Genomic DNA, 15,910 nt, shown 5'->3' with positions numbered 1-15,910 from the left:
GGCTTCGTCCGAGTCCAGAACTCTCACCCGTCAGGGGAGGACATCGCATGGCGAACCGGAGCCGTGCGTGATGACGAGGGAGAAGCATGAAGATCACGAAGCTCCTCGGTGTGGCCGCCACGGCAGCACTGGCCACCGGCGCGCTCGTCACGGGTACCCCCGCGGCAGCGACCTCAGCGTCTTCGGAAACTCCGCTCAACGCCGAGATGGTCCCCGCCCTGCAGCGGGACCTCGGCCTGACCGCCGACCAGGCACTCGCCAGGATCCAGAGCGAGACCGCCGCCGGCACGCTCGAACAGTCGCTCGCTTCGGCGCTCGCCGGCAGCTTCGGCGGCGCCAGCTACAACGAGGCCACCGGCAAGCTCCGCGTCGGCGTCACGGACGCGGCGAAGCTGGGGCAGGTCCTCGCCGTCGGCGCGGAGGCGGAACTCGTGCGCTTCTCGGCCGCCCAGCTGGATTCCACTGTGGACAAACTGAACGCGGGTGAGCGCGCGGCGGACGGCGCGATCACCGGCTGGGGCGTCGATACCAAGACCAACCGCGTGACGGTGAACGTCCTGCCGGGCAAGAGCGGCGTCGTCGACTCGTACCTGGAGAAGACCAAGGTGGACAAGGCCGCCGTCTCGGTGGTCGAGACCACTTCGGTGCCGACCCTGAAGTACGACGTCCGCGGTGGTGACGCGTACTACATCAACAACTCTTCGCGCTGCTCGATCGGCTTCTCGGTCAACGGCGGCTTCCTCACCGCCGGGCACTGCGGCCCGGGCACGGTGACCGGCTCCAACCGGGTCGCGATGGGCTCGTTCGCCCGCGCCAGCTTCCCCGGGAACGACTACGGCCACGTCCGGGTCAACAGCAACTGGGTGCCGCGCGGCATCATCAACAACGGCACCCGCGTGAGCGGTTCGACCGAGGCCGCCACCGGCGCGTCGGTCTGCAAGTCCGGGTCGACCACCGGCTGGACCTGCGGCACCGTCGGTGCCAAGAACCAGACCGTCCGCTACGCCGAAGGCACGGTCTACGGCATGACCGCCACCAACGTCCGCTCGCAGGCGGGCGACTCCGGCGGCTCGTTCATCGCGGGCAACCAGGCCCAGGGCATGTTGTCCGGCGGCAACAGCTCGGTGACGTACTTCTTCCCGGTCCGGCCGGCGCTGTCCGCGACCGGGACCTCGCTGGTCCTCGGCTGACCCTGAACACCGACGAAGGGCGGGCCGAGTGCCTCCAGCGCACTCGGGCCGCCCTTCGTCTTCCTGCTGCGGGAAGGTCTCAGACGTTGCTGATCTCCTCGATCAGCGCCTCGACGTCGAAGTGCTCGCTCTCGGAGCCGAGCGGGACGAGCTCGTACGTGGACTCGAGGAAGGTCTCGACGTCCTCGCGTTCGAGTTCGAACGACGCATAACCGTCGGGTGACTCGATTTCGAGTGTCAGCAGCGCCTCGTCCTCCGAGAGGTCGGGGCGGACGCGGACGTCGCCGAGCCCGGCGGGGTCGGTGAGGCCGGTGGCGAGCAGCTCACGCGCGAAGGTCCACTCGACCCACCGGCCGCGCTCCGTCCGGAACGACACGGTGACCGCGAACGGTTCGCCGGCGTGGAAGGACAGGCGGGAAAGAACGGGCGTGCTGCTGTTGTTCAGCAGAACGAACTGGCTCTGGTGAATTGCGTCGGTGTGCACGGCCACTCCTCGGTGCTCGTGGTTCGCGCGGCGCGAACTTTTCGTCTCGGGGAGGAGATGGCCGGATACGGGCCGGATGACGCGACTACGGCGACGTTCACGCTATCGGCTGCACATGTCCATAGTGGTGTAACGCCGGGCACAGACCCCTTGCGTTCGGGCGGACACCCGTGGTGACGAGGTCGGTGTTGCGCAGAATGCAACTTGCGAAGTGGGCCGCTCTCGCGCGGCCTGCCCGTCGCGAGGTCCACTGAGGACTGTCCTCTTTGGAGGCGGGCGACGTTCGACTCCTGGCGGCACTGGGGCAATGCGTGTTGCGAAAGCCACTTTCGCAACCTTCAACGTTGCGAAAGTGGCTTTCGCAACACGGCCGTCGTCCCCCTTCGGCGTCCCTCAGGGCTCCAGCGGCAGCGTCAGGCCGGTCTTGACCCGGTCCATCGCCACCGACGTCGTGAAGTGCCGCACGTTCGGGTTGTCGAAGAACATGCGCCGCGTGAACGTCTCGAAATCCGCCATGTCCCGGCAGGTCACCACGAGCACGAAATCCGCGTTGCCGGTGACGTAGTAACACTGCTGGACGTTGTCGTCCGCGAGGACCTGACGCCGGAACCCGTCGAGGACCGCGAGGTTCTCGCGTTCCATCTCGACCATCACCACGAACGTCATCGACAGCCCGAGCGCCCGCGGCGACAGCACCGCCACCTCGCGTTCGATCACCCCGGTCTCGCGCAGCCGTTTGATCCGCCGCTGGACGGCGGCCGCCGACAGGCCCACCTTCGCGCCGATGTGCTCGGCGATCGTGCGGGCGTCGGACTGGAGACAGGCGAGGATGGCGACGTCCATGCGGTCGAGGTCGGGTGTGTGCACCAGGTCAGGCTAACCGGACGGCTCTCCGGGGCGCCTGTTCTCCGGCCGCGCCTCGACGCGGTGTGCGTCACCCGTTCGGATGCTCGGCCCGTGTGCCCGGTCACTCCTGGGGGAAGATGAGAATGCTTTGAATTGTGACCCGGAACACAACTGGCGGGTCTACTGAATGGTAGCGCTTACAAGTGAATGGCAGACCTCTCATTTCCCCCGCGAAAGGATTTCTTGGTGCCCTCATCTCAGGCCGCCGTTCTCGCCGGTCTCGGCTCATGGCTGCCTCCGCGCGTGGTGGGCAACGAGGAGATCGCCCAGCGGCTGGACACCTCCGATGAGTGGATCCGCTCGCGGACCGGTATCGCCGAACGCCGGGTCGTCGATCCCGGGACGTCCACTGTGGACCTCGCGGTCGAGGCGGGGCGCCGGGCGCTGGCGTCGGCGGGGGAGACCACGGCGGACGCCGTCGTGCTCGCGACGTCCACGGCCGACCAGCTGTGCCCGGCCAGCGCGCCGCAGGTCGCGACCGAACTCGGGCTGAACGGTGTCGCCGCCTTCGACGTCAACGCCGTGTGCAGCGGATTCGTCTACGGGCTCGCCACCGGCGCCGGGCTGATCGCCGCCGGCATCGCGCGCCGGGTGCTGGTAATCGGCGCCGACGTCTTCACCTCGCTCGTCGACCCCGAAGACCGCGGCACGGTGCCGATCTTCGGCGACGGCGCGGGCGCCGTCCTGCTGCGCGCGGGCGACCCGGACGAGCTCGGTGCCCTCGGCCCGTTCGACCTGCACAGCGAGGGCGCGCTCGCGGAACTGCTCTGGGTCGAGGCCGGCGGCGCGAAGAACCGCAGCTCGGACGACCCGCGTGACCACTATCTGGTGATGCAGGGCCAGACCGTCTTCCGGCACGCCTGTGCCCGCATGGCCGAATCGGCGCGCGCGGTGCTGGGCACCGCGGGCTGGGTGGTCGGCGACATCGACCGGTTCATCGGGCACCAGGCGAACATCCGCATCCTGCAGACCTGCGCGAAGCAGCTCGGGCTCGCGGAGGACGTCATGTACTCGAACATCGAGAAGGTCGGCAACACGAGCGCCGCCTCGATCCCGATCGCGCTGGCCGACGCGGCCAAGGAAGGCGCGCTCCAGCCGGGGCACCGCGTCGTGATGGGGGCCTTCGGCGCCGGGCTGACCTGGGGCTCGACGCTGCTGCGCTGGCCGGACGTCATTCCGGGCTGAACGCGCTCGCCTCCCAGGCGGGCGTCGGCTCCTGGCGCCCGCGCAGCTCGAGTTCCGCGTACGGCTTCCAGTGCGAGCGCTCGCTCTCCAACGCCGCCTCGAGCACCGCCTCGCTCGCCAGGATCCGGCCGTCGGCGGATTTCGCGTACTCGGTCAGGCGCGCGGCCTCGTTCACCGCGTCGCCGATGACGGTGTACTCGAACCGGCTGCTGGTCCCGAGCTGACCGGCGAAGACCCGCCCGCTCGCGACGCCGATGCCGAGGTCCAGCTCACCGGTCTCCTGGACGGCGTCCCGGATGGCCCGCGCGGCCGAAAGCGCCGCCGTCGGCGCGTCCGCGAGCCTGGTCGGAGCGCCGAAGACGCAGAGCGCGGCGTCACCCTGGAACTTGTTGACCAGCCCGCCGCGTGCCCCGACCGCGTGCACCACGCTGGTGAAGAACCGGTTGAGCGTCTTCACGAGGTCTTCGGGCGGAGTGCGGCTCGCCAAGGCCGTCGAATCGACGACGTCGACGAACAGCGCCGTCACCTCGCGTACGTCACCCGAAAGGGAGGCGCCGTACTCGAGCGCGTGCCGCGCGACCTCGTCCCCGACGTGCCTGCCGAAGAGATCCCGCATCCGTTCCTGCTCGCGGAGCCCGGCGGCCAGGTCGTTGACCGAGGTCTGGAGCAGCCCGATCTCGCTGGAGTCGTCGACGTCGACCACGATCTCCTTGTTGCCGCGCGCGATCTCGTCGAGGGCGACGCGCAGCCGGTGCAGCGGCGTCGCGACGGCCTTCGCGAGCACGCCCGTCCCGATCGCGCCGACACCGAGGCCGATCGCCGAAAGCATGATCAGGCTCGCGACGTGGTCGCCTTGGCCCAGGTCCGGCGGGGCGGCCACCAGCAGGACACCGAGGAACGGCACGCCGCTCGCCAGCGACCAGGTGACGACCACCCTGGTCCGCACGGTGACCCTGAGCGTCCCCTTCGGCGGGGTCACCTTGAGCGCGATCGTCATCACCGGCCGCGCGACCCATTCGGCGGCGAGATAGGTGAGGCCGACCGTGGTCAGCCCACCGAGCCCGATCACCAGCGCCATCCCGAGCGCGTCCATCCAGGACCCGAGCACCCGCGCGAGCGCGCCGAGCACGATCGTGCCGATCAGCCAGAGCGTCCCGCTCACGATCCCCATGTCGACCGGGAGCCGGAGCGCCCGCTCGGCCTCGGCCTTCGTCGGCGGGCGGCCGAACACGAACCAGACCGCCGTGCGCCGCTGGAGCCACGCCGTCCACAAGGTGCCGACGATCAGCGACAGCGCGACGAAGCCCGCCGCGGTGACGCCGAGGATCCAGCCGCGATCGCCGACCTCGCTCGGCAGGCCCTGCAGGAGCAGCAGCAACGCGACCACGCCGGCACCGCACACACTGGATCCGACGCCGAGCGCGGCGAAACCGAGACTGGTCCTGAGCACCAGCCGGAACCGGCTCGACATCGTCATCCCGCGCACCCGATGATCGTATGACCTCCGGCGGAAAACGGTTCGCCCGTTCTCGGGTGCGGTGGTTACCGTGCGGGTATGGAACCGCTGGGTCAGGACGAGATCAGAGCGTCCTTCGTGAACTGCACCCGAGGCGAGGCCAAGGGGGTCACGCTGCCCGCCCGGCCCGAAGAGATCCCTTGGGAGAAAAGGGAATTCCTCGGCTGGCGCGATCCGAAGGCCGCCGCCAGGGCGTATCTGGTGCTGCCGTACCGCGGGGAAACCGTCGGACTGTCCCTGCGGGCCGCTCCCCGGCCGAAGGGCCGTGTCCTGCTGAGCAACATGTGCGGGCTGTGCACGACGACACATCCGCTGTCCGACATCGCGCTGTTCTCCGGCCGCCGCGCCGGGAAGCTCGGGCGGGAAGGGAACACGCTCGGCATCTACGCGTGCGCGAACCTCGCGTGCAGCCAGTACGTCCGCGGCGAGTTGCAGTCGGACGTGCCGCAGCCGTTCGAGTCCTTGACGCTGGGAGAGCGCGTCTTCCGCCTGGAGGACAAGCTGCACCGGTTCGTCGAGCGGGTGCTGGAGTCACGCTGACGCCCTCGTGCGGTTGCTCCCGATGTGGCGCGGGGAAACTCGCGTGACCAGGGACGTGACTCGCGAGTCACGGGCTCAATCACGCGAGTCACGTCCCCTTCGTGCCATGGCAGCTCGGCGCAGGTGTGCTCTTCCGCATCAGCCGCCACGGCAGGGGCGCGGATGCCCCGCCGGCCGCGCGTTGCGAAAGCCACTTTCGCAACCTTCAACGTTGCGAAAGTGGCTTTCGCAACACGGCACCTTCGCCACGGCACCTTCGTCTAGCGCCAGAACGGGCCGCTCAGCCCGGCCTGGGTGAAGTACGCGGCCGCGGCGGCCGGATCCCGGCGGGTGTACCCGTGCTCGAGCCTGCCCTCGTACCACCCTGCCGCGAGCCGCCACAACGTCGCCAGATCCATGACGTGCCCCTTGTCCTGCCCCGTTTCCGTCAGCCAGCCGTCCACACAGGACTCGCCACAGAACAGGCGCTGGTTGGCGCAGGTGTGCACGACGTCGTCCCACATCCGCGCCACCGGAACCAGGAAATGCGCGACCAGCTCGCCCTTCGGCGGGGTGCGGTCGTTCACCAGCAGGGCGTGCGGCTCGCCGCAGCCCCGGCAGCGTGTGGACACCAGCACATCGGGTTCGGCCTTGACCAGATGGGGGATCGCGAACGCGTCCCACGCGCAGCCGCCCCACCACAGCGTGTGCGCGCCCATCACGGAGAACCCCAGCGGGATCGCCGCGAACGGATGCGCCAGCACGACGTGCTCGCATTCGTCGAGCACGAGATGCCGCCGCTCCGCGAGCCGGTGCAGCGCCTGTTTCGCCACCGCGAGTGATCCGTGGGCGGCGTCGGCCAGTTCCGGGGCCGTCGGCGGCCTCCCGTGCTCGGCGAACGCGCGGTAGACCGCGACGCGGACGTCCTCGTCCCAGCTGGTGTCGGTTTCGGCGCTCATGGCGGCTCCCTGTGCTCGTCACCGAGTCTCCCCAGCCCGGCTCCACTCGGCAACCGCTCGTACGTGGCTGAAGTCGCACGCCCATAGCTTGAGAGGGGGCTCCCAGCCAGCGGACATTCCCCCTTAAAATGGCGGAATGACTTCGGTGGTCGAGCGGTTGCAGGGTGATGGACCCGTGTTCTCCATCGAGTTCTTCCCGCCCCGTGACGCGGCCGACGAGGCCGTGCTGTGGAAGTCGATCCGGGAACTCGAGCCCCTGGACCCGGCGTACATGTCGATCACCTACGGCGCCGGTGGCTCCAGCCGGGACGGCACGATCCGCAGCATCGCCCGCGTCGCCACCGAGACCACGCTGGTGCCGATGGCGCATCTCACCGCCGTGAACCACTCGGTCGCGGAACTGCGCAACGTCATCGGCTGGTACGCCGCCGTCGGCGTGCGGAACATCCTCGCCCTGCGGGGCGACCCGCCGGGCGACGTCTACGGCGACTGGGTCCCGCATCCGGAAGGGCTCAACTACGCCGAGGAACTCGTCGAGCTGGTGCGTTCGCTCGGCGACTTCTGCGTCGGCGTCTCGGCCTTCCCGTACGGCCACCCGCGGTCGGCGAATCTCGAAGCCGACACCGAGTACCTCGTGCGCAAGCTCCGCGCCGGCGCGGATTTCGCGATCGCGCAGCTGTTCTTCGAGCCGGAGGACTTCCTCCGCCTGCGCGACCGGGTGGCGGCCACGGGCTGCGAGGCGCTGGTCATCCCCGGGATCATGCCGCTGACCACGCCGCGGACCCTGCACACTTCCATCAAGCTGTCCGGCGCGCCCGCGCCGCGGCGGCTGCTGGACCGGCTCGAACCGCTGGCCGGCGACCCGAAGGCCTTCCGCGCCGAAGGAATCGACGCGGTGACCGAACTGGGCGAGCGGCTCATCGCCGAAGGCGTCCCCGACCTGCACTTCTACACGTTCAACCGGTCCAAGGCCACGCGTGAGGTGGTCAGCAGGCTCGGGCTGGTCCCGGCCCGCGCGTAACTCCGTACCGAAGTCGCCCGCCGTCCCGGTAGCGTGCCGGTCATGGCTTCGACCGCGCAAAATGTGCACCAGATCTGTGACCGGTACGTCGACGAGTACGCCGCGGCCGACCCGGTCGCCGCGACGACGTTCGGTATCACCGGATACGACGACCAGCTGACCGACTACTCGCCCGCCGGGCACGCGGCCAGGGCCGCGATCGCCAGGCGCGCGTTGGCCGAGATCACCGCGGCCGAACCGGCCGACGACGGCGAACGCGCGGCCAAAGCGGTGTTCAGCGAGCGGATCGCGCTGAACCTCGAGATCCACGAAGCCGGTCTCGACCTCGCGGTGCTGAACGTGATCGAAAGCCCCGTGCAGGAAGTGCGCATGGTCTTCGATTACATGCCCACCGACACCGCCGAGGACTGGGCGACGATCGCCGCCCGGATGGCGAGAGTGCCCGAAGCGCTCGACGGTCTCCGCGTCTCGCTGCTCGCGGCCGCCGACGCGGGCCGGGTGTCGGCGTTGCGGCAGGTCGGCAAGGTCGCCGAACAGGCCGAAACCTGGGCCGGTCTGAAGGACGAGACCGGTTTCTTCGAAACACTCGCCTCGGGCGCGAAGGACGTCGACGAGAAGCTCCGCACCGAACTCGGCCAGGCCGCTCACGCCGCTCAGGAGGCGTACGCGGAGTTCGCCGGTTTTCTCCGGGCCGAACTCGCCCCGCTGGCGCCGGTCAAGGACGCCGTCGGCGCCGAGGTGTACAAGCTGTGGTCCAGGGTGTTCACCGGCGCCACCTTCGACCTGGACGAGGCCTACGCCTGGGGCTGGGCGGAGTTCACCCGCATCGAGACGGAGATGCGCGAGGTCGCGGGCCGGATCAAACCCGGCGCCACCCTCGCCGAGGCGGCCGCCGTCCTCGACGCCGACCCCAAGTACACCGTCCGTGGCCGGGCCGAATTCCAGGCCTGGATGCAGAACCTGTCCGACAACGCGCTGAAGTCGTTGCGCGGCAAGCACTTCGACATCTCCGACCGGGTGATGGCGCTGGAGTGCAAGATCGCCCCGCCCGGCGGCACCGTCGGCGCGTACTACACCGGCCCGAGCGAGGACTTCTCCCGCCCCGGCCGCATGTGGTGGTCGCTGCCGCAGGGCCGGGACGAGTTCACCACCTGGCGCGAGGTCAGCACCGTCTACCACGAGGGCGCGCCGGGTCACCACCTGCAGATCGCGACCGCGGTCGACCAGTCGGAGTCGCTGAACAAGTACCAGCGGCTGCTGGCGTTCACCTCCGGGCACGCCGAGGGCTGGGCGCTGTACTCCGAACGGCTCATGGAGGACCTCGGGTTCCTCGCCGACGACGGCGAACTGCTCGGCATGCTGTCCGAGCAGCTCTTCCGCGCCGCGCGCGTGATCGTCGACATCGGCATGCACCTGGAACTGGAGATCCCGGCGGGTACCGGCTTCCACGAGGGCGAGCGGTGGACGCCCGAACTGGGCCTGGAGTTCATGCTCACCCGGACCGTCACCGACCCGGCCCACGTGCACGACGAGATCGACCGCTACCTGGGCTGGCCGGGGCAGGCGCCGTCGTACAAGCTCGGCGAACGGCTCTGGCTCGCCGCCCGCGACGAGGCCCGCGCGCGGCAGGGCGACGCGTTCGACATCAAGCAGTTCCACACGCGAGCGCTGGCGCTCGGCGGGATGGGGCTGGACACGCTGCGGGAGATGCTGGCCGCGCTGGACTGAGCCGCGGTGCCCCTCGCGGAGTGCTAGGAAAGGTCCTTTCCTTGCGAAATTTGCAAGGAAAGGACCTTTCATTGCATCCGGAGGGGGCCTCCGCCCGCCTGCCGCAATTCACGTGCTTCCGGTGCCGGGGACTTGGTAGGTTCCGTCCGTGCACCGGATCTTTCTCGTCACCCCACCCCCCGCCTCCTGAGCGGGGTGTCTCCGGCCGCGCGGCGTTCCAGCCGCCCGGCCGATCCGTGCTGCACTGAAGCACCCCGCGTCGTCGACGTCCTTTCCGACCGACACAGACGCAGGAGCGTTTCCCCATGTCCGTTGCCGTACCCACGCGCGCCCGATCGTCGGCCGCGCTCGTCCTCGCCGGAGTCCTCTGGGGGACCGGCGGCCTCGCCGGATCCCTGCTCGCGTCCCGCGCGGGACTCCATCCCCTGAGCGTCGCCGCGTACCGGCTGCTCATCGGCGGCGTGATCGCCACCGGCTATCTCTGGCTCACCGGAGGCCTCCGCGGCTTCCCCCGCACCCCTGAGGTCCGCCGCCGGCTCCTGACGGTCGGCGGGTTGTTCGCCCTCTTCCAGACCAGCTACTTCGCCGCGGTCTCGCTGAGTTCCGTGAGCGTCGCGACGATGACCACCATCGGCAGCGCGCCCGTCCTGCTCGCCGTCGCGACGGCCGTCAAGACCCGCCGCCTGCCCGGAGCGTGGACGGCGGTGTCCGTGGCCGGCTCCCTCATCGGGCTCGCGCTGCTGCAATGGACGCCCGGACAAGAGGTCGACGTCGCCGGAGTGCTGTTCGCCCTGCTCGCCGCGGCCGGGTTCGCCGCGCTGACGCTGGTGACCGCGACCCGCGTCGAAGGGCTCGACCCCTTGCCCACCACGGCTTTCGGCTGCCTGATCGGCGGCGCGGCGCTCGCCCCGGCCGCGCTGTGGTTCGGGATGGCGGTGCCGTTCCAGGCCGACGTGCTCGCGCTCGTCGTCTACTTCGGCGTCGTGCCGACGGCGCTGGCGTACGCCGCGTACTTCCGCGGTCTCGAAAGCGCGCATCCCGTACTGGCCGCGCTGTCCGCCCTGCTCGAACCGTTGACCGCCGCGCTGCTGTCCATGCTGCTGCTCGGGGAACGGCTCGGCACCGTGGGCTGGTGCGGCGCGGTGGTGCTCATCGCCGCGCTCACCGTGGCGTACTCGAAGCCCTAGAGCGGCAGCGTCCGGCCGAGGATCGCGAACGGCCGCGGATCCCCGGCGAAGTGGTAGTCCCGCAGCACGTCGACGAAGCCGACCCGCCGGTACAGGTTCCAGGCCCGGCTGGTGCCCTCCGGCGTGGAAAGGAGGACGTGGGCGCTGGGCACGCCGTCGAGCAGCCGGCGCAGGAGGTCCTCGCCGATCCGCTTCCCCTGGCTTTCGGGGCTGACGTGGATCTCGGTGAGCTCGAAGTAGTCGGACATCCAGTGCTCGGCGGCGGCCTGGCCCTCACGCCGGGTCAGGCCGTGGCGGACCTGTTCGTGCCACCACTGGCCGCCGCGGCCCTTGTAGCCGTAGGCGAGCCCGAGCAGGACGCCGTCCGCGTCGAGCGCGGCCATGCAGCGCCAGCCTTCGCGCAGCGCGTGCGTGAGCCACATCGGCGCGCGTTGCTCCGCCGTGCCTTCGGGGTAGCGCATGGCGTTGACGTAGATGGTCAGCGCCTCGGGGAGCCGGGCGCGGAACTCGTCCGCGGACAGCTGGACGTAACGGGTGCATTCCGAGGACATCGCGGTCACGGGCGCCCATCCTGCCCGTCGCCCGCGACGTCCGCGGGAGTGCCCCCGGTCAGCGCGACGAGGCCCTCGAACGTCGTGGGGTACACCGACTTCGGATGCCCGGCGGCGGCCCAGACGACCTCGTGCGCGCGTAACGCGGTGTCGACGAGGGTGGTCAACGCCGTCGGGTGACCGACCGGGGCGACGCCACCGATCGGCTGTCCGGTGTGCGCGCGGACGAACTCCGCGTCCGCCTTGCCGATCTCGTCGGCTCCGGTCAGCGAGGCCAGCAGCGCGGTGTCGGCGCGGTGCGCGCCCGAGGTCAGTGCGAGCAGGGCCGTTTCCGTGTCGCCGGTGCGGCCGCGGAAGACGAGGCTGTTCGCGATCGCGCCGACCTCGGCACCGAGCGCTTCGGCGGCCTGCGCGGCCGTGCGGACTTCGGCGGGGAGGATCCGGATCCCGTCGGCGGCGGCGTGCTGGCCCGCCTCGGCGAGCGCGGCCGCGACCTTGGCCACCGAGGGATGACCGGACCGGTCGATGGTGCTCATACGCCTATGAGATCACGTGGCCGATGCCGTGTCCCGCACCACATGCGGCGATCACCCGGGTACGGGGTTGAGGAATGGGGCACTTCGGGGTTACATTGGAGCTGTTCGAACAGACGTTCGACATTCGGTGAGCGCGCACCGGTAGGTGCCCGGCGCGGGGGCGGGGGAAGCGCCTCGGCGCCGGGCACCGGCAGGCGCTCACGTACAGGAGGAGGGTCGTCATGTCCGTTTCGGTCGTGTCCCCCGACGAAGCCGAGAGGCCGGGGGGCGCCGCGCAGCCCGCCCTGCCGATGTCGTTGCGCCCGCCGGCACCACCCGCGGCGGTCTCCTTGTACGCACAGGCGAGGCGGGGTCTCGCCGAAGCAGAGCGGGAGAGCGATCCCGCGGAGCGGTTCATCGGGGCGTATCTCGCCGCGCTGCGGGGTGCGGCGGCGGTGCTGGAGGCCCGCGGCCGTCCGCACCGGGGTCGTGCCCGCCCGGCGAGCGGCTGGGTGCTGCTCGATTCCGTCGCCCCTGAGCTGAAGGAATGGGCGGCGTTCTTCGCGGCCAATTCGGCGACGCGGGCCGCCGCGCAGGCGGGCATCACCGGCAAGGTCTCCGTCGAGCTGGCGGACGAGCTGACGCGGGCCGCCACGGTGTTCCTGGAACTGGTGCGACGGGTGGTGCACGGGCTGCCGATGGGCGACTCGGTTCATGTGGCTTAGCAGCCTGGTGGCGGAGCTGCGGTTTTGTCCTTCGTGACTTGAGAGACCAGGTCGCGGATGCGGGTTCACCTATTCGGCAGAGCCACCATGGAGAGGGGGTGCCCGATGGCCGGGCAGGCCATGATCGACCAGGGCAGGTTCCTGGAGGTGATCGGCGCCGAAACCGAGTTGATGGCCCAGGTGGCGCATACCGCGTCCGCCGACGCGCCGGTCCCGACCTGCCCGGGCTGGACGCTCGGGGAGATCCTCAGGCATGTGGGCAGCGTGTACCGGGTCACCCGCCGCTGGATCACCGACGGACGGCGTCCCGAGCACTGGCAGCGCAAACCGGGGCCGGGGCAGAACCTGGAGGAGTACTTCCGCCAGGGCCGGGACGAACTCGTCGCCGAACTGTCCGCGCACGACCCGGACGAGCCGGCGCCGAGCTGGTGGCCGGCGGATCGCAGCTACGGGTTCTGGCGGCGGCGGATGGCGCACGAGACGACGATCCACCGGATCGACGCGGAGAGCGCGGCAGGCCGGGAAGTGTCGGCGATCCCCGAAGACGTGGCACTCGACGGGATCGACGAGGCGCTGGTGCTGTGGTTCGGCCAGCGGTTGCCGTTGCTGGGACTGTCCGGCACCAAGACCGGCTCGGTCGGCGTGCGCACCGCGGGCCACACCTGGATCGCCAGGGCGGGGCCCACGGAAACGGTCGCCTGGCGGTGCTCGGCCGAGGAGGCCCAGCGCGCGGACGACCTGATCACCGGGAAGCCGGACAAGATCTACCGCTGGCTCTGGGGCCGGGCGGGTCCGACGGCGGTGACGGTCAGCGGAGACCAGGACATGGCGGGACAACTCTGGGCCCTTCTGCGGCTCGCGACCCGATGACCGGTCGGTGGGGAAGCCAAACCGGTCAGAAGTGTCAGCCAGCGGAGATGTGCTCGCGCGTCCGCGGGTTCACTGAAGCCGCACAGAAGTGTCGGTGGTGCCGTCTAGATTCACCGGTGTGGCGGCACAGCTGGTGAACCTGGTCTTCGACTCGGCCCTTCCCAGAGATCTGGCGGGTTTCTGGGAAGGGCTGTTCAGCTGGGACGCCCCGTTCCAGCCGGCGTTCCGCTCCGAGGCGGGCCCCAAACGGGGCAAGAACCGGCTGCACCTGGATCTGGCGAGCCGTTCGCTCGAGCACCAGGCCGAGCTGGTGGACCGTGCGCTGACCCTCGGCGCACGGCATATCGACATCGGCCAGGGCCCGCCGGAGGAGAAACGGGTGCCGTGGGTGGTGCTCGCGGACCCCGAGGGCAACGAGTTCTGCGTCCTGGAGCCCCGCGAGCAGTACGAAGGCACCGGCGCGATCGCTTCGGTCGTCACCGACGCCCTCGATCCGGAGCGGCTGGCGCGGTTCTGGGCGGCCGCGCTCGGCTGGGAGATCGGCGTCCGGGAAGAGGCGATCGCCGGTCTGCGGCCACCGGACGGCCGCGGCCCCTGGGTCGAGTTCCTCGCCACGAAAGAGGAGAAAAGGCACAGGAACCGGCTGCGGTTCGAGATCGCGCCACGGCGAGGCAAGAGCCGGGCGGCCGAGGTCCGGCGCCTGCGGGAGCTGGGCGCGTCAGGGGAGCGTGGCGAAGCACTGCTGGATCCGGAGGGCAACGAATTCAGCGTGCTGTCTCCGCGCTGAGTGTTTCGCCGGGGTTGCGCGGTGGCGTCGAACGCTGACGTGCGCGAAACACCCGCGCCGTGGGCAGGCAACAACCGGCCGGGACCGTGGAGTCATGGAGACCTATCGAGCCCGGCCCGCCCTGATCCATCCCGGCGAAGAGACGGCGGCCGCGTCGGCCTGGCGTCTCCGGATCCGCGTGGACGACCGGCCCGGCACGCTGGCCAGGATCGCGATCCGGCTCGCCGACCTCGAATGCAACATCCTCGGGCTGTCGGTGCTCCCGGTCCCCGGCGGCGTGCTCGACGAGATCGTCCTGCGGCCGGCCACCGGTCTGCCACGCCGGCTGCTCGTCGACGCGATCCGCGACGAAGGATGCGAATGCTCCGCCGTCATCGACGCGGATCTGGCCGAACTGGTCGACCCGGCCACCGCGACGCTCACCGCGGCCACACGGGCCGTCGAGGAGCCCGGCGGCCTGGCGCAAGTGCTCCGGGGCGTCCTCGCGGCCGACGTCGTCACCAAAGTCCCGTCGATCGAGGCGAACCCGGCCCGCACCGAGGGCGGTCACCGCGCGGTGTTCCCGGCGGGCGACGGCGCCGCGTTCGTCGCGCGCCGCCGGTGGTCGCCGTTCGTCGAACTGGAGCTGAGCCGCGCCGTCGCGCTGATCGGCCTGAGCACCGCGGTCCGCGACAACGTGACCGGTCCGATCGTGCTCGACCGGGCCGACGGCGCCGCGATCGTCCTGCGCAAGGGGGTCCCTGGTGACGCGGAAGCGGTGTCCGCGCTGCACCAGAGATGCTCGATGACCACGCTCTTCCACCGCTACCACACCGGAATGCGTGCCGTGCCGCGTCGCTGGCTGCACCGGCTCCTGATGCCGCCGCGCGGGATCAGCCTGCTCGCGGTCTGCGGCCGTGACGTGATCGGTCTCGGCCAGCTGATCCCGGCCGCCGGCGGCGGCGCGGCCGAAGTCTCGCTCCTGGTCGAGGATTCCTGGCAGCGCCAGGGCATCGGCACGGCTTTGCTGGCCAGGCTCGCCACCCTCGCCATGGCGAAGGGGGAGCGTGAGCTCACCGCCGTCTGCCTGCCCGGCGACGACTCCCTCCACCGCACCGCCACCCGCGTGGGGCTCCGCCCCGAACGCGCACCCGGCGACCCCGGCACCCTGCGCTTCGCGCTCCCCGACCCCCGCATTTAGTCCTCTGGATGCGGTGGTTCGGGGTGCCGACCACCGCATTCAGAGGACGAAACGCGGGGGTGGGTCAGCGGTTCCAGAACCAGTCTTTGCCGCGGGCCTCACCCAGCGCGCGCTTCTTGCGCTCGGGAGTGAGCCGCTCAAGGTAGAGCTTGCCGTCGAGGTGATCGGTCTCGTGCTGCAGGCACTGGGCGAGCACGTCGACACCTTCGACCTCGACCGGCTCGTTGCGCAGATCGACACCGCGCACCACGGCGTGCTTCGCGCGGACGACCGGGAACCACAGCTCCGGCACCGACAGACAGCCCTCGCCGATCTCGTGCGTCTCTTCGGACAGTTCGACGATCTCGGGGTTGATCACGTACCCGCTCAACCCGCCGACGTCGTAGCTGAACACCCGCAGCCCGACCCCGATCTGCGGCGCCGCGAGACCCGCGCGCCCGGCCGGTTTCACCCCGTCCATCAGATCGGTCACCAGCGACTCGATCTTCTTGTCGAACGTCGTGACCGGGTCGCATACGGTCTTGAGCACGGGATCCCCGAAATAGCGCAGGTCGCGCATCACCATGTTCGAACGTCCTTCTCCGCAG

General features: G+C 70.4%; 17 protein-coding genes. 10 read left to right on the top strand and 7 right to left on the bottom strand.

What is annotated here, in order from left to right; all coding sequences use genetic code 11:
- Positions 1-86: 86 nt before the first annotated feature.
- Positions 87-1,190, top strand: a complete 1,104-nt coding sequence (locus ACLJQ7_RS05590; RefSeq protein WP_410647076.1) for a S1 family peptidase — start codon at positions 87-89, stop codon at positions 1,188-1,190.
- Positions 1,191-1,269: 79 nt separating this feature from the next.
- On the opposite strand, the gene ACLJQ7_RS05585 is transcribed toward ACLJQ7_RS05590, so the two are convergent.
- Both ACLJQ7_RS05585 and ACLJQ7_RS05580 read right to left on the bottom strand, forming a co-directional pair.
- Entirely contained in the window at positions 1,270-1,674 is a 405-nt protein-coding gene (locus ACLJQ7_RS05585; protein ID WP_410647075.1) for an SsgA family sporulation/cell division regulator, read from the bottom strand.
- Positions 1,675-2,067: 393 nt separating this feature from the next.
- Positions 2,068-2,541, bottom strand: a complete 474-nt coding sequence (locus ACLJQ7_RS05580) for an Lrp/AsnC family transcriptional regulator (RefSeq protein WP_125679070.1) — start codon at positions 2,539-2,541, stop codon at positions 2,068-2,070.
- Between the two features lie 225 nt (positions 2,542-2,766).
- Here ACLJQ7_RS05580 and ACLJQ7_RS05575 point away from each other — a divergent pair, with 225 nt between their 5' ends.
- Positions 2,767-3,765: a beta-ketoacyl-ACP synthase III gene (locus ACLJQ7_RS05575; protein WP_410647074.1), complete on the top strand. Its 999-nt coding sequence runs from the start codon at positions 2,767-2,769 to the stop codon at positions 3,763-3,765.
- On the opposite strand, the gene ACLJQ7_RS05570 is transcribed toward ACLJQ7_RS05575, so the two are convergent.
- Positions 3,752-5,236 carry an adenylate/guanylate cyclase domain-containing protein gene (locus ACLJQ7_RS05570; RefSeq protein ID WP_410647841.1) on the bottom strand — a complete coding sequence of 495 codons (1,485 nt, stop codon included), beginning with the start codon at positions 5,234-5,236 and terminating at the stop codon, positions 3,752-3,754. The genes ACLJQ7_RS05575 and ACLJQ7_RS05570 overlap by 14 nt on opposite strands.
- A gap of 84 nt (positions 5,237-5,320) precedes the next feature.
- On the opposite strand from ACLJQ7_RS05570, the gene ACLJQ7_RS05565 reads away from it, so the two are divergent.
- Entirely contained in the window at positions 5,321-5,821 is a 501-nt protein-coding gene (locus ACLJQ7_RS05565) for an FBP domain-containing protein (RefSeq protein WP_410647073.1), read from the top strand.
- A 260-nt stretch (positions 5,822-6,081) separates the two neighbouring features.
- Here ACLJQ7_RS05565 and merB read toward each other — a convergent pair whose 3' ends face one another.
- Positions 6,082-6,759, bottom strand: coding sequence for an organomercurial lyase (merB, locus tag ACLJQ7_RS05560; protein ID WP_410647072.1), 678 nt, complete (start codon positions 6,757-6,759; stop codon positions 6,082-6,084).
- 136 nt (positions 6,760-6,895) lie between these two features.
- Here merB and ACLJQ7_RS05555 point away from each other — a divergent pair, with 136 nt between their 5' ends.
- The 3 genes from ACLJQ7_RS05555 (at position 6,896) to ACLJQ7_RS05545 (ending at position 10,695) form a co-directional block, all read left to right on the top strand.
- Positions 6,896-7,780 (top strand): methylenetetrahydrofolate reductase, encoded by an 885-nt coding sequence (locus tag ACLJQ7_RS05555; protein ID WP_410647071.1) that lies wholly within the window; start codon positions 6,896-6,898, stop codon positions 7,778-7,780.
- 42 nt (positions 7,781-7,822) lie between these two features.
- Entirely contained in the window at positions 7,823-9,508 is a 1,686-nt protein-coding gene (locus ACLJQ7_RS05550) for a DUF885 domain-containing protein (protein ID WP_410647070.1), read from the top strand.
- Between the two features lie 305 nt (positions 9,509-9,813).
- A complete protein-coding gene (locus ACLJQ7_RS05545) occupies positions 9,814-10,695 on the top strand; it encodes a DMT family transporter (protein WP_410647069.1) in 882 nt (293 codons plus the stop codon).
- On the opposite strand, the gene ACLJQ7_RS05540 is transcribed toward ACLJQ7_RS05545, so the two are convergent.
- Together ACLJQ7_RS05540 and ACLJQ7_RS05535 are read right to left on the bottom strand one after the other, a co-directional pair.
- Complete coding sequence (locus ACLJQ7_RS05540) at positions 10,692-11,255, bottom strand: GNAT family N-acetyltransferase (RefSeq protein WP_016332697.1); 564 nt, start codon at positions 11,253-11,255, stop codon at positions 10,692-10,694. The genes ACLJQ7_RS05545 and ACLJQ7_RS05540 overlap by 4 nt on opposite strands.
- On the bottom strand, positions 11,252-11,782 hold the full coding sequence (locus ACLJQ7_RS05535; RefSeq protein ID WP_410647068.1) for a YbaK/EbsC family protein: 531 nt from the start codon (positions 11,780-11,782) through the stop codon (positions 11,252-11,254). Before ACLJQ7_RS05535 ends, ACLJQ7_RS05540 begins: the two co-directional genes overlap by 4 nt.
- 221 nt (positions 11,783-12,003) lie before the next feature.
- Here ACLJQ7_RS05535 and ACLJQ7_RS05530 point away from each other — a divergent pair, with 221 nt between their 5' ends.
- The 4 genes from ACLJQ7_RS05530 (at position 12,004) to ACLJQ7_RS05515 (ending at position 15,323) form a co-directional block, all read left to right on the top strand.
- A complete protein-coding gene (locus ACLJQ7_RS05530) occupies positions 12,004-12,486 on the top strand; it encodes an SAV_6107 family HEPN domain-containing protein (RefSeq protein WP_410647067.1) in 483 nt (160 codons plus the stop codon).
- 105 nt (positions 12,487-12,591) lie between these two features.
- Complete coding sequence (locus tag ACLJQ7_RS05525; protein ID WP_410647066.1) at positions 12,592-13,356, top strand: maleylpyruvate isomerase family mycothiol-dependent enzyme; 765 nt, start codon at positions 12,592-12,594, stop codon at positions 13,354-13,356.
- Positions 13,357-13,474: 118 nt separating this feature from the next.
- The gene (locus tag ACLJQ7_RS05520) at positions 13,475-14,143 is read left to right on the top strand and encodes a VOC family protein (protein WP_410647065.1); all 669 of its coding nucleotides are present in this window, start codon (positions 13,475-13,477) and stop codon (positions 14,141-14,143) included.
- A gap of 94 nt (positions 14,144-14,237) precedes the next feature.
- Positions 14,238-15,323 (top strand): GNAT family N-acetyltransferase, encoded by a 1,086-nt coding sequence (locus ACLJQ7_RS05515; protein WP_410647064.1) that lies wholly within the window; start codon positions 14,238-14,240, stop codon positions 15,321-15,323.
- A gap of 64 nt (positions 15,324-15,387) precedes the next feature.
- Here ACLJQ7_RS05515 and def read toward each other — a convergent pair whose 3' ends face one another.
- Positions 15,388-15,888 carry a peptide deformylase gene (def, locus tag ACLJQ7_RS05510; RefSeq protein ID WP_037343240.1) on the bottom strand — a complete coding sequence of 167 codons (501 nt, stop codon included), beginning with the start codon at positions 15,886-15,888 and terminating at the stop codon, positions 15,388-15,390.
- Positions 15,889-15,910: the final 22 nt, after the last annotated feature.

The sequence above is a fragment of the Amycolatopsis sp. cmx-4-54 genome (assembly GCF_046548895.1).
GTDB lineage: Bacteria > Actinomycetota > Actinomycetes > Mycobacteriales > Pseudonocardiaceae > Amycolatopsis.
This window is presented reverse-complemented; position numbering and strand designations above follow the sequence as displayed.